This is a genomic window from Amycolatopsis sp. NPDC031561, assembly GCF_055580625.1.
In genome coordinates this window covers 131,390-144,882 of sequence record NZ_JBVILA010000018.1, presented here as the reverse complement: position 1 = coordinate 144,882, position 13,493 = coordinate 131,390, and the positions used below count along the sequence as shown (strand labels likewise).

12 protein-coding genes are annotated in these 13,493 nt (G+C 67.2%); 9 read left to right on the top strand and 3 right to left on the bottom strand.

Going from position 1 to position 13,493, the window contains the following annotated elements; genetic code table 11:
* Positions 1–63: 63 nt before the first annotated feature.
* Positions 64–1,287 (bottom strand): acyltransferase family protein, encoded by a 1,224-nt coding sequence (locus ACZ5IK_RS30000; RefSeq protein WP_465490766.1) that lies wholly within the window; start codon positions 1,285–1,287, stop codon positions 64–66.
* A gap of 107 nt (positions 1,288–1,394) precedes the next feature.
* Between ACZ5IK_RS30000 and ACZ5IK_RS29995 the strand changes: the two genes are divergently transcribed.
* Entirely contained in the window at positions 1,395–2,072 is a 678-nt protein-coding gene (locus tag ACZ5IK_RS29995) for an MBL fold metallo-hydrolase (RefSeq protein WP_465490765.1), read from the top strand.
* A 222-nt stretch (positions 2,073–2,294) separates the two neighbouring features.
* Positions 2,295–2,927 (top strand): hypothetical protein, encoded by a 633-nt coding sequence (locus tag ACZ5IK_RS29990; RefSeq protein ID WP_465490764.1) that lies wholly within the window; start codon positions 2,295–2,297, stop codon positions 2,925–2,927.
* Here the strand turns inward: ACZ5IK_RS29990 and ACZ5IK_RS29985 are convergent.
* Complete coding sequence (locus tag ACZ5IK_RS29985) at positions 2,921–4,102, bottom strand: hypothetical protein (protein ID WP_465490763.1); 1,182 nt, start codon at positions 4,100–4,102, stop codon at positions 2,921–2,923. The genes ACZ5IK_RS29990 and ACZ5IK_RS29985 overlap by 7 nt on opposite strands.
* Positions 4,103–4,472: 370 nt before the next feature.
* On the opposite strand from ACZ5IK_RS29985, the gene ACZ5IK_RS29980 reads away from it, so the two are divergent.
* From ACZ5IK_RS29980 to ACZ5IK_RS29950, 7 genes are all read left to right on the top strand, one after another.
* Positions 4,473–4,967 (top strand): AMIN-like domain-containing (lipo)protein, encoded by a 495-nt coding sequence (locus tag ACZ5IK_RS29980; protein WP_465490762.1) that lies wholly within the window; start codon positions 4,473–4,475, stop codon positions 4,965–4,967.
* A 188-nt stretch (positions 4,968–5,155) separates the two neighbouring features.
* Positions 5,156–5,881: a HEAT repeat domain-containing protein gene (locus ACZ5IK_RS29975; protein ID WP_465490761.1), complete on the top strand. Its 726-nt coding sequence runs from the start codon at positions 5,156–5,158 to the stop codon at positions 5,879–5,881.
* Between the two features lie 37 nt (positions 5,882–5,918).
* Positions 5,919–6,605 (top strand): hypothetical protein, encoded by a 687-nt coding sequence (locus tag ACZ5IK_RS29970; RefSeq protein ID WP_465490760.1) that lies wholly within the window; start codon positions 5,919–5,921, stop codon positions 6,603–6,605.
* A 154-nt stretch (positions 6,606–6,759) separates the two neighbouring features.
* Positions 6,760–7,767, top strand: coding sequence for a YncE family protein (locus tag ACZ5IK_RS29965; protein ID WP_465490759.1), 1,008 nt, complete (start codon positions 6,760–6,762; stop codon positions 7,765–7,767).
* 161 nt (positions 7,768–7,928) lie between these two features.
* A complete protein-coding gene (locus ACZ5IK_RS29960; RefSeq protein WP_465490758.1) occupies positions 7,929–10,835 on the top strand; it encodes an alpha-L-fucosidase in 2,907 nt (968 codons plus the stop codon).
* Between the two features lie 46 nt (positions 10,836–10,881).
* Positions 10,882–11,685 (top strand): MerR family transcriptional regulator, encoded by an 804-nt coding sequence (locus ACZ5IK_RS29955; protein ID WP_465490757.1) that lies wholly within the window; start codon positions 10,882–10,884, stop codon positions 11,683–11,685.
* Positions 11,682–12,677 carry a BtrH N-terminal domain-containing protein gene (locus ACZ5IK_RS29950; protein WP_465490756.1) on the top strand — a complete coding sequence of 332 codons (996 nt, stop codon included), beginning with the start codon at positions 11,682–11,684 and terminating at the stop codon, positions 12,675–12,677. The genes ACZ5IK_RS29955 and ACZ5IK_RS29950 overlap by 4 nt, the downstream gene beginning before the upstream one ends.
* Here ACZ5IK_RS29950 and ACZ5IK_RS29945 read toward each other — a convergent pair.
* The gene (locus ACZ5IK_RS29945) at positions 12,659–13,456 is read right to left on the bottom strand and encodes a DUF1684 domain-containing protein (protein WP_465490755.1); all 798 of its coding nucleotides are present in this window, start codon (positions 13,454–13,456) and stop codon (positions 12,659–12,661) included. The genes ACZ5IK_RS29950 and ACZ5IK_RS29945 overlap by 19 nt on opposite strands.
* Positions 13,457–13,493: the final 37 nt, after the last annotated feature.

Here is a 13,493-nt window from a genome sequence, read left to right as displayed (position 1 = left end):
AGGTTTCATTCTCAGCTGCGGTCGCCGGCCCGGTCGATAGCTGCACGGGCGGCCGCGTCCATGCTACGAGGCACCACCGACAGAAACCGGCTTCGAGTCCTTGACCTGCGGTTTTCCAGGCTTTTCGCGTCGATCCCGGCGAGCGGTGAGCCACCGGTGGACCGGCCGTTCCACGCCCGCGGTGATCACCCAGCCCCCGATTACGGCGGCGGCCAGCACGATCGGGAGACGCAGCCAGCCGGGGACGCCGACGTTCAGCAGGGCACGGGCCAGGATGTAACCGAGTTCCTGGTGCACCAGATAAAGACCATACGAGATGCCCGCGAGCCAGGTGACAGCCGGGGCGACCCGGGCGAGCCCGGGCAACCGCCAGTCCGGCCCCCGTGCCGCGAGACAGACGGCCAACAGCATGATCGCGAAACCGGCGAGCGACGGCCAGCGCTCGGGATCGGTGGGCAGGGCCTGGTGGAACGGGAAGACCTGCAGGTCCTGCGCGGCACAGGCGGCGAGCAGGAAGAGCACGAGATGCCAGTGCTCCAGCCGTCGTTTCGCCCACAGCCAGATCGCGATCCCGATGGCGAAGACATGGACGCGGTGCAGGCCCAGGCCGTAGAAGAAGGTCTCCGCGAGCTTCGAAGTGGAAACCGGGTCGAACACGACGAACCGGAGGAAGAGCGGGACCAGGATCAGCGCCCAGAGCAGTCCGACGGTCAGCCGGTGGGTGCGCCACCGGCGTGGCCACAGCAGGGCCGCGGCGGTGAACGCGATGAGCTGGACCGGAAGCGTCCAGTAGGCGCCATCGAGGTAGTAGAAGAGTTCGTACCGCCAGCCCCACTCCTGGACCATGCCCAGGTTGGCGAGCAGATCGGAGCCGCTGGGGACGTACCAGGGCGACGGATCCGACGGCGGACCCTGCGGGATCCCGAAGAGGAAACCGGTGAGGCCCGGCGGGAACGGCAGGCCGCTGAACCGGATCGTCGCGTACCGGGCGACGACGTAGGTGACGGCCACCGCGACCAGGTACGCGGGCACCAACCGCGCCACCCGGTTCCACAGCCACCGCCGAGGTTCACCCTTTCGAAGGCTCGCGCACACGAAGAAGGCGGAAATCACCAAAAGGATGGCGGCACCGAACTGTGCGGTGACCCTGAAGGGGTAACCCACCAGTTCCGGGTGAAGCAGAGCACCCTGATGGGTGACATGCCCGAGTATCACCGCGAAGACGGCGACAACGCGAAGAACGTCCCAGCTGATCTTGCGCGGAACGTGCGGTGAGGCGTCGGGCACGGGTGTCCTGTGGTTCGGCTGGCAGGGCGACGCGAGCCTACGGGCCACGCCTGTGCGTCGCCTGTGCGGGTGGAACCGATTGCGGGGCAAGGACTACCGTGTGCGGTGTGAACATCGTCGAGACCTACACCGGGCACGTCGAGCCCGGCGGTGACGCCGCCCGTCGCACCTTGGACGCGCTGACCATCACGAAGCTGTCGGTCGGTCCGATGGACAACAACGCCTATCTGCTCGTCTGCCGCGCCGAGAACGAGGCGCTGCTGATCGACGCCGCGAACGACCCGGAACGGATCTCCGACCTCATCGGCCACGGACCCGACCGGCCCGCGCTGAAGACCGTCGTGACCACCCACCAGCACCAGGACCACTGGCAGGCCCTCGGCGCCGTCGCCGGCGCGAACGGCTCGAACACCGCCGCCCACCCGCTGGACGCAGAGCCGCTGCCGATCCCGCCGGACTTCCTCGTCGAACACGGCGACACGGTCAAGGTCGGGCAGATCACCCTCGAGGTGATCCACCTGCGCGGCCACACCCCGGGCTCGATCGCGCTGCTGTACCGCGACCCGGCCGGGCACCCGCACCTGTTCACCGGCGACTCGCTGTTCCCGGGTGGGGTTGGGAAGACGAACTCGCCGGAGGAGTTCAAGTCGCTGGTCGACGACGTCTCTTCGCGTCTGTTCGACCAACTGCCGGATGAGACGTGGTTCTACCCGGGGCACGGGGACGACTCGACGCTGGGTGAACAGCGTCCGCACGTGGCGGAGTGGCGCGCACGCGGCTGGTGAGCTGACGACGTGCCTGGACGGGGCTGCCTGACAAATAGGCAGCAACTACGCTGAGCGATCATTTCGCTGATCGCTCAGCGCTCACTCGTCGCCCTATACATGCAAGCAAAGGCGGCCGGTGAGCGCTCGATGCGCGCTCGGCAGTTACAGAAAGTTGCCGAGCGCGTAACGCTATGCGGATAGTGCACGACTCCCGATCACACACTTTCGAGGGGTTACCGCATGCGCAAGTTCGCAATCCTCTTCGCCTCGACGGCGTTCGCCGTTGCCGGTCTGACCGCCTGCGGCAACGAGGCGCCACCAACCCCAGTTGGGCCCGCCGCGGTGTCCGGCCCGGCAGCACCTGCCAGTGTTGCGACTACTCCTTCTCCGTCTACGACACCGTCGACCGCCTCGACGGCCACGGGGTACATCGCGAAGAAGGTCGGAGAGCGAGCAGGCGTGACGAACCCTGATGGCACTCCGGCCGTCGAGTTCTGGGTCACGAAGATCACCGTCGACCCGAAGTGCAGCCAGTACATGTCGCGTCAGCCTGGGAAGCACACACTGCTGCTGGACGTGACGATCAAGACGCAGACCGATAAAGACGAGGGCAATGGTCTCGGCGCGTTCAACATCTTGCCGAGCTTGATCAATCCCTACTCTTTCTCGACGACCGGCGGCAACGGTGTCACGGACCAGGCGGAGACGGACACTTGCGTTGTCCCGAAGGCCTTGCCCTCCGCCTACGCGCCCAATCGCACCTACACCGGTCAGATCGCGATCGCCACGACCGCAACGACCGGGACCCTTCAGCTCACCGACGGCACGGGAGCTCTGGGACCCGGCGCGCACGGCTGGGAATGGGCTTACTGACTCGTCGGCCAATGAAAAGCGATCCCGTACTCCTCCCGAGGCCGACAGGGTCCCTGGAAGGTGTGCTCGACGATGCTTCGCCGGATCTCGAGCAGTCGCCGATCACCGGCGGGCGGCCGGACCTGGCGCTCGAAATCGGTCTGCTCCGCGTACCACCAACAAGCCTCGGGAACGCAATCGTCGAAGGTGATGCTGACGCTCAGGCCTCCGGTCACCTTGCCCTCGCCGTCGACCACGCGCGGCGCGATTCCATGATGGTCGACTTCGACGTTGACCCAGTGCCGCACCTCGTCGAGGTCGTCGTCGCAAGCGAGGGAAATGAACTCGTGACGCTCGCCTTCTCGCAGCGGTTTCGGGAAGCGCAGGTCCACGGTCAGCGGCTCGCCTGGTTGCACACCTGGCCGGGTCTCGGCACGGCAGCCGAAGATCCCTTTGACGGGCGTGGACGCCAGCGCGCCGGCCCACCCGGTCCGAGCCCGCGCCATGTAACCGTCGACACCGTTCTCACAGGCGACGGCGTTCCTCACCGTCAGCCGGCGATATGCGGTCCTGTGCCGCATTTCCACGGCCACCAGCTGACGTTCCAGGAAAACGGGTTGCACCCCGCCCGAGGGCGTCCGGGGACCGGACACCGGAGGTCCCGAAAAGGAGTTCCGAGCGATCTGCACATAGGTTCGCCACGCTTCACCGTCGCGCGCGAGCACTTCCAGTTTCCTTGCCAGGCAAGGGGAAAGCTTGCCATTCACCGCGCGCCGCCAGGCCTTGTGCATGGGCGTCGTCGTGGTCGGCGGCGGAACTTCGAACACGCCGGGAAGGTTCCTCAACTGCCCGAAACGGTCGTCGAGGGTCGGCTCCCACACCACCCCGCCGAGCCGGAACGCGGCGTTCAGAATGTCGCGGCCCGTCGATCTCCCGGTCGGGCCCATCCGGCTGATCTCGTCGAGGATCAGCCCCCAGACCGCGAGCGCCCGTACCTCCGGAGTCGCCGTGGTCATCGACTCCGTCGGCCGGACCAGCGCGCCGAGGGCGGCGGCCGATTCGCTCGCCGGGTCTTCGATCGCGTAGCGCAGGAACCCGAGTGGCCCGCCGTCCTTGCGGACCGCAAGCCAGCGCAGAGCGGCTTCGACCGCGGCCACTGAACAGGAAAAACGCTCCCACTCCACCTGGATCGTCAAGACGCCCTCCACGATTCGTGGCGATGATCGACAATGCGCGGCGCGGCAGGACAATGGCCGGTGATCGGAGAGCCGCCCTCGACGACAAGAAACTCCTCCCGACCGTGAAAGATCAGCACCGGCGAGGTCCGCCGGCCGTCGCGCCTATGGTGTACTAGTACACCTCCGCGAGGGATTCGACAAGGGCAAGTTCCACTCCGCGACTCGACCATCACCGGATGTCATCGCGTCCGCCAGAAACCATTTCCCCGCTGATTTCGAGATCACTCGACACCTATTCCGCGATCAGTAACGATAGCGCGAAGAATACAACCCCCGCACCGTCACGGACGTCTTTCCGGAACCAACTCTCCGGCAGGAGGTCACCGCAATGACCATCTCTCTCCGGCGCGCCCTCGGGGCGCTCGCCGCCACCTCGCTCATGCTGACCGGTGCAATCGCCGCTGTCGCACCGGCTTCCGTAGCGGCACAAGCGATCCCCACGATGACGGGGATCCGTACCGGCCAGAACCCCGGCTTCGACCGGATCGTGCTGGACCTGACCGCGGGTCCGGCGCCGACCGTCCGGTACGACCTCGTCGACGAGTTGATCGCCGACGGCTCGGGCGAGATCGTCTGGTTGACAGGCGAGCACTTCATCGCCGTCACCGCCACTCCGGCGGCCGCGCACAACGACGCGGGCAACCCGACTTATCCCGGCCCGCAGAAGTTCCGGACCCGCGATCTGCGCAACGTCATGGCGGTCGCGGTCACCGGCGACTACGAAGCCACCTTGTCCATCGGACTCGGCGTCCGGTCGAGGACAGCGGTCAGCGTGTTCACCCTGGCCTCACCGAACCGTGTCGTCATCGACGTCCGTCATTGATCACGAGCGGGAATCCGTGAACGCTTTTCGGCCACCGGACGACTTCGGTGATCAAAATCCTTTTCGGATTCCCGCGGTGAAAATCCCGAACTGCCCCAAGGGGCGAATTTTCGGAAAAACAGGTATCTGCGGTTCGGTATCGCGTTCCTTCCTTCCGTCAGCATCACGCCGCTGCGAAGGAGAACCTCATGCCGACCCCACGCAATCCCGACACCCCTTCATTGGGCCCGGGCGGAGACAATCTCGAAGCGGGCCCGAGCAGCTCGGGTCTCGGAAGCTTCTCGAACAGCGAAATCGGCGAGCTGGTGACCCAGGCCGCCGAAACCATGGCCGCGTCCGGAGAGGACGCCGAACGCAATTACCAGCGGAGCCTCGACAGGCTTCGCGAGCGTGCGGACGAGGTCGTCCCGGCACTCGGCGAGCAGTACGGCGCCCTGTCCGAGGATCAGTACCTCGAGCGCTGGGGCCTGGTCCAGCTGCTCACCGACCTGCGGCACGCGACCGCCGTCCCGGTGCTCGAAAACGTGCTGCGCCAGCCGATCCCGCCGGAGCGTTCCGAGGACCCGGCACACGGGTTCAGCACCGTCGGCGAAGAGGTGATCATCCGTACCACCGCCGTGGAAGCGTTGGCACGACTGGCATCCGCCGGAGACGACGCGGCAAAGGAACTGTTGCTGCGGCAGACCCGGCACGAGGTGTTCACGGTGCGGCGCGCGGCGGTCCAGGCCATCGCCGAGACCGGTGACACCGACCTCACCACCCAGGTGCGCGAGGCGCTCAGCGGCACCGAAGACGAGCGCCTGCTGGGCATCCGACGAGTCGACGTCCGTGCCGTCCCGCAGGCCGTCGGCGGCCGGTACGTGAAGGACATGCGGACCGACGACGTGCCCCCGCCGGAGCCCCCACGCTCCTGAACCGAACGAAATTCCTTCTACAGACAGGTGATCTCCGATGGCCACTTGCAGCTACACCGTGCCGGACAAGAATGTGACCGGGGACAATTTCTACGGTGCCTCGCTCTGCAATCAGACCTACATCGACTATTTCTGGAACACCTACGGCTTCGCCGGCAACAAGGACTACTGGGACGAAGGCTTCGGCTGGGAAGACGCGTGCAACACCGACAAGCCGCTGGCGCGGACGTTCAACGCGTGTTACCTGCTGACCTATTCGGCGCAAGATTACGAGAACGACGCCTATTCCGGCGCGATGCTGAACTGGGCGCGCCGCTATGTCCGTGACAACTGCGACGACCTCCGCTCGCTTTGCGGTGACGGCAGTGCCATCGCCACGTCGTTCAAAGGAGCGTTCGTCGACGACCGGATCGAGTTGTACCTGGGATTCTGGTACTCCAAGGACGTTCCCGGCCGCGCCGAGACGTTGATCCACGAGTCACGCCATCAGGGCGGGAAGCCGCACAACGCGAACTTCCCGGCGGGTTCGGTGTTCGGCGCCGGCAAGAGCGGCGCCGACTCGACCTGGGGCTACGAGGGTGCGTGGATGTACGGCGCGCTCTACCTGTGGTGGTTCTTCGCCCAGGGCGCCCGCACGACGTCGGCGCTGCGTGAACGAGCCCGCCAGCGGGGGAATCTCGTGATCGACAACGCCTTCGCGACCCACCCCGGTTTCAACATCTGAACGGGGCTGATCGGACTCCGGGCGGGCGCCCGCCCGGAGTCCGGGCCGACAACGAGATCCGCTAGCGTTTCTTCCACGAGCCCCTGATCGGGCTCGTTACTGGGAGGAATACTTCGGAATGCGTTCATTACGAAGGTCTGTCTTTGCTGCCCTTTTGGCGGTCACCACACTCGTGGGCGCCGCCCTGCCCGCCACCGCGGCGGAGGACCACAAGGCGGTGAACCTACCGCTGACGGGATTCACCGACATCCTGGTCGATCCCGGCCGCGGGCACGTTTTCGTCAGCAACCGCGCTGACAACGCCGTGGTGGTCACCGATCTCTCCGGCACCGTGGTGAGCAGGCTCGACAATCAGCCCGGCGCCTCGGGCCTCGCGCTCAGCGCCGACGGCGGCACGCTGTTCGTCGCGCTTTCCCGAGGTAGCGCGATCTCGGCGATCGACACGCTCACCCTCGCGGAAACCGCCCGGCACCGGGTCGGCGACGGCGTACTCTGCCCGAGCGAACTGGCCGTCTCCGGGAACAAGATCTACTTCGGGTACGCCTGCCGCACCGGAAGCGCCAACTTCGGCAGCGCGACCATCGGCTCCACGTTCGGCGATGTCCGCCTGGACCTCCTGGGTCCCGACGAGTACGGCGCCCCGCTGCTGGCCACGTCACCGGGGCGCCCGGACCTGATCGCGACAGCCGTCACGGGTGTTTCGCCGTCCACGGCCCGGATCTTCCGTGACACCGGCACCGGCCTGGTCGAGCAGGCCTCCGCCTGGGTCGGCGACTACGTGAAGGACATCGAGCTGTCCAACGATGGCGCTTACTTCCACTCCGTGGGTTCCGGTTCTCCCTACGACGTGCGGGTCTACACGACGGAAGGCCTGGTGCCGCAAGCCGGTTACGAGACCGACGCCTACCCGAACTCCCTCGCGGTCAGCCGGGACGCGTACGTCCTGGCAGGCGGGGTCGACATCGCCTTCGGACCGGCCGTGTACATCTTCCGCGACGGGAGCCGCACCCCGAGCCGCCAGTACGACTTCACCCGGCTGGCGACGGACAAGACACTGCTCGCTCCTGGCGGTCTCGCCTGGGGGCCCGGCGGCGAGCACCTCTACGCGGTGACGATCGACAGCGTCACCGCGGGAGCCACGCTGAACGTCCTGCGCGGCTGACTCCGTCCCTGTTCCGAAGGCCCTCTCGCCCTGCGGCGAGGGGGCCTTCGCTCGTTAAACCTCGGATGACTGAGCAGCTGTCCCGCTCATCGGGTCTTGACCACTCAGATATCTGCCGCAATCATCGGATCTCTCGGTAACCACGCCCTGGATGAGAGCGGATGGTCATGAGAGTTCGAGCGCAACGCACCGCCTGGCTCGCCTTGGTCCTCGCCTTGCTGGCCGGCCTGCTCACCACGACGACGGCGAGCGCGGAGGTACACCATCCCCGCCAGCAGTGGCTGCGCGAGGCGACCGCGGGTCTCTTCCTCCACTGGGGCATGTTCACCGCACCACGCCAGACCGACTGCGCCGCTTGGGAACGCGCCGTCACCGATGGCGGCTGGAGCGCCGAGTACTGGGTGGACGAGGCCCGCAAACTCGGCGCCTCCTACATCGTGCTCGCCACCTTCCACAGCAGGCTGGGTTACGCACGACCATGGCCGTCGAAGATCCCGGGCAGCTGCGCCACGCACCGGGACCTCCTCGGCGAACTCGTCAAAGCGGGCAACGCCAAGGGCGTCCGGACGATCCTGTACATGACCGACGATCCCCAGTGGCACAAGGAAACCGGCGTCGAGTCGCTGGATTCCGCCGCGTACTCCGCCTACAAGGGCAAGCAGGTCGACCTGACCACACGGCCCGGGTTCGGCGAGTACAGCTACGACCTCTTCCACGAGGTCATGGACCGCTACTCGGACCTCGCCGGGTTCTGGATCGACAACGACAACGACTACTGGGAGAAGAACAAGCTCTACGAACAGATCCGCGAGAAGCGGCCGTCCTGGTTGCTGAGCAACAACAACGAGGACACGCCGATCATGGACACCGTCAGCAACGAGCAGAAGACCGGCATCACTCCGCCGTACGACTACCCGCAGGCCGCGTTCACCCCGATGCCGCGGCTCACCGAGGCCGACTACAAGCTGCCGACCAACGGCGGCTGGTGGTACGACGGCACCGATCAGGCCGTCGACTTCCGGCTGTCCACCGGGCGCTACATCACCAACGCCGGTTCGTCGATGAAGTCGCTGATGGCCGAAACCCCGATGGTGAACGGGAAGTTCCCGCCACAGCAGGAGGCGTACAACAACTTCATGGCGAGCTGGGTGCCGCCGATCAAGTCCTCGCTTCAGGGCAAAGAGGGCGGCGGCTATCTGTACGGCGGGATGCAGCCCGGATTCTGGAACGACGGCGCGCACGGCGTCATCACCGTCGAGCCCGGCGCCCGGACGCAGTACCTCCACGTGGTCACCCGGCCGCGCACCGACCTGCTGCGCTTGCGCGACAACGGATACAAGGTGACGAAGGTGTCCGACGTCCGCACGGGGAAAGCGCTGCGGTTCAGCCAATCCGCCGGTTATCTGACCCTTGTGGACATCGAGGACTGGGACACCTACGACACGGTGTTCAAAGTGGAAACGGCCGGGCAACAGTACTTCCACGACTCTCGCACGATCAAGGCGACCGCATCGTCCTCGCGTGCGGGGCATCCGGCATCGAACCTCGTCGACGGGAACTTCGAGAACTACTGGGACGCCGACGGCAAGCAACCGGTCTCCCTGACCTTGGACCTCGGCAAGCGACGACCGGCGACCTCTCTCGCGGTGAACCAGCGCGAGATGTCGCCGACGCACGCGCGCGAATCGTTCGGCAGGCCGGAGGATTCGTCCCGGATCAAGGACTATCGCGTCTACGTCAGCGATGACGGCAAGCACTGGGGCGAGCCGATCCGCACCGGCGCGATGCCGAGCGCCCGCGGCGTGCAGTTCATCGATCTCGGCGAACGGCAGACCCGGTTCATCAAACTCGAGGTACTGAACACCTGGTCAGGCCCGCAGGCGAAGCCCTTCTACCGGCAATTGGCCATCGACGAGATCAAGGTGGCGTACGGCCACCCGAACTCGGTCTTCGGCGCGCAGGTCCCGCTGGAGGCCGAGGCTTTCCGCAACGACAACGACGGCCGTGCCCGGCTGGGCTGGTGCTCCTCCTGCTCCGGATCGTTCCAGGTCACCGGGCTCGGCGGCGGTCCGCGCAACTCGGTCACCTATCCGGGAGTGACGGTCGCGGAAGCCGGGAGTCACCGGCTGCAGCTCGACACCACGGGCGGGTCCGCGACGTCGGTCGCGGTGAGTGTCAACGGCGGTGCTCCCGTCGAGACCGCGATCGGCGCCGGCACACCGGGCGTCGTGACCTCGACGGCGATCCCCGTCTCACTGAAGGCCGGAGCCAACTCCGTCAAGGTCTTCAGCAACGCCACCGCGGGACCGGGCCTCGACCGGATCGCGGTCGCTCCCCTGCCGCCTCCGTCCTACACGCCGAAAACGACCCTGGCCGTCGAACCCGGCGGCGTCCAATGGCTTGCGCCGGGGCGGCAATCCCTGCGAGTGACCGCGAAACTGCGGCTCGACGCCGACGACACGATCGACCGGGTCACCATGGCGCCGGTCGTCCCGGCGGGCTGGACGGTGCAGGGCGATCCGGCCGCCGCGACGTCCATGCGAGTCGGGAACGAACTCGAAGCCTCGTGGACACTGGTCTCCCCCGAAGGCGTCGCCGCGGCGGACATCCCGGTCACCGCGTCGTTCGACCTGCTCGGACGGGCGAAATCGGTGAGCAAGCCGGTGCGCGTGAGCCCGCTACCGGCGGACCGCGTCTTCATGCGGGAGGCCGAGGACTCGGCGAACGACGTCGGCAGCGCGGGGGTCACGAACTGCGGGGTGTGCTCGGGCGGTCAGAAGGTCCGCAACATCGGCGGCGACCCGGACTCGTCCGTGGCGTTCGAGAACGTCACCGTGCCCGAGACGAGGCGCTACACCCTCTATATCGACTTCACCGTGAACGGACCGCGGTCGTACTTCGTATCGGTGAACGGCGGCGCGCCGGTCGAGGTGAAGGTCGACGGCGCGGGCAACAACACCCAGCTCACGACGTCGTTGCCGGTCGAACTGCGAGCGGGGGCGAACACGATCGAACTGGCCAACGACCACGCGTCCGCCCCGGATCTCGATCGGTTGTCACTGGGGTGAGGAACCGGCTTGACCCTCTCCTCGGGAGAGGGTTCAGGCTGGTCCCATGACGACCTTGATGCCGATCGGCGTGTTCGCGCACGCCACCCGGCTGTCGGTCCGCGCGTTGCGGAACTACGACCGGCTCGGGCTGCTGGTACCCGCTCGGATCGACCCCGGCAGCGGATACCGCCGGTACTCGCTCGAACAGTTCGCCGCCGCGAGCCTGATCCGGCGGCTGCGGGAACTGGAGGTGCCGCTGGCGGAGATCGCCGAGATCCTCGCCGCGGGCACCCCGGACGACGTGAAGGCCGCGATCAAGCGGCATCACGACCGGGTGGCGGCGCGGGCCGCGGAACTCGCGGCGATCTGCGGCGAACTCGACTCCGTCCTCGCCGAGCCGACGCGGTGGCTGCATGTCTACGAGCGTGTGCGCGCACCACAGCCGATCGCCCGCCTGCGCATCCGGACCCCACTGAGCGGTCTCGCCGAACTGATCGGTCCCGCGTACGCGCGGCTGTTCGCGGCGGTCGACGCACAAGGCGTCACCCTGTCCGGGCCGCCCGGGACCCGTTACCTCACCGAAGATCCCGACGAGTTGACCGTCGAACTGTTCGTTCCGGTGGACGGGCCCGCGCGCGACGACGGCGAGATCGAATCCGCCGAGCTCCCCGGCGGCCTGCTCGCGGCGACGATCCACGAGGGTGCCTACGACGATGTCGAAACGGCCTACCGCTCGCTGGGCCGCTGGATCGCCGAACGCGACCGCGTCCCGGCCGGGCCTGCCGAGGAGCTGTACCTGGTGGCGCCCGGACCGTCGGTCGCGCCCGAGTCCTACCGCACCGAGATCGCCTGGCCGGTGACCGCGTGATCCTCGACGACATCAAGACCACGGGCGGCGAGCACTGCGAGACCAGCACTCTCGACGTCCTCCTGCGGCACGCCGGGATCGAGCTGTCCGAGCCGATGCTGTTCGGGCTCGGCGAGGGTCTCGGCTTCATCTACTGGGACGGGAAGAACCTGCCGTTCCCCTTCCTCGGCGGGCGCAGCAAACCCGCCGAGATCACGGGGAAACTGACCGGACATCTCGGACTGACCTTGCGTGTCAAGGAGACCACGTCGGCGCGCACGGCTTGGCGGAACGTGGCCGAGCAGCTCGACGCCGGTGCCCCGGTCGGCTTGCAGCTCGACTCGTACCATCTCGAGTACTTCACGTCGAAAGTCCACTTTGGAGGGCACTTCGCCGCGTTGTACGGCTACGACGAGGAACGTGCCTTCCTGGTCGACACCGCACAGCAGGGTGGTGCGGTGTCGACGTCCTTGGCCAGCCTGGAGCGCGCTCGCGGCGAGAAAGGCCCCATGACGGCGAAGAACCGCTCGTTCACCATCACCGCCGACGCGCCTCCCAAACCGCTTTCCGACATCGTTCGCACGGCCGTGCGGGCCAACGCGGCGGAGTTCCTGAACCCGCCCATCGCCAACCTCGGCTATCGCGGGATCGGCAAGGCCGCCGTGCAGGTGAAGAAATGGCTGGACCGCAGCAGCGATCCAGCCCGCGACCTCCCGCAGGCCGCCGTCCTGATGGAACGGGCGGGGACCGGCGGCGCGCTCTTCCGCCGGATCTACCGCGACTTCCTCGAAGAGTGCGCGGCACTCGTCGACGACGCCGGTCTCCGGGTGGCCGGTGAGAAGTACCGCGAGATCACTCCACTGTGGACCGAGGTCGCGCGATTGTGCACGCGGGCCGGGGAAACCGGCGACACCCGGCACCTGACCGACGCCTCCGCCATCCTGTCCGAACTGGCTCAGCGCGAACAGGAGGCGATGACGGCACTCGCGACGGTTCAGCCCAGCCGCTCGTAAGGCAGCTTCTCCCCCGCTTCCACCGCGAACGACAGTTCGTTGCCCGCCGGCGGCAGAGGGCAGGTCGCGAAGTCGGTGAACGCGCACGGCAGGTTCAGCGCGCGGGTGAAGTCGAGGACGACGGACCCGTCCTCGGCGGGAGCGGCCACTTCGAGCGACCGGTTCGCCGCGTACGTGGTCACTCCGCTCGTGGCGTCGGTGAACAGGATGAGCAGGCCGTCCTTCTTGCCGTTGAACGCGGTGAGCGTGTGCTCCACGCCGTCGTGTTCGAAACGCACGATGCCCGGGGAGACATAGACGTGGCTGAGCCCTTCGACGACCGCGCCGACCGTGGTCGGCCGTGGCTCGTCGAAGGGCTCGAAGCTGCCGGATAGCACCCAGGCCGCGTCGGGCTCGTAAGCCGGGACGCCGCGGAAAGCGTTCAGCACCGGCGCTTTCGGGTCGTGCGCGCGGATCAGGTACCCGCCGCGGCGCGCCACCTCGATCTCGATGCCCCCGGCGACGACCCGGGTGGTCGCACCGCTGTTGACCAGCTCGAAGCGGCGGACGCCGGCGACCCGCTCGCCGTCGTAAGAGAGGTCCGCGCCCTGCGGGTCGAGGTATGCCGCGTCGGCGTCCTGCCACCACACGCCGGGCAGCCCGTCGTACGCGCGCGGTTTGTCCTCGAGCCAGTCGAGCGAGACCAGGGCGAGCCAGCCGAGCGGGTCGGCGAGATCGCGCTCGCGCTGGGCCTTCCAGCCTCGCCAGTCCTGCGTGAAAGTGTCCAGGCTTGTGGTCATCGCCGATTCCTTCCGTGACCTTGCTCGTTCTCCCAGG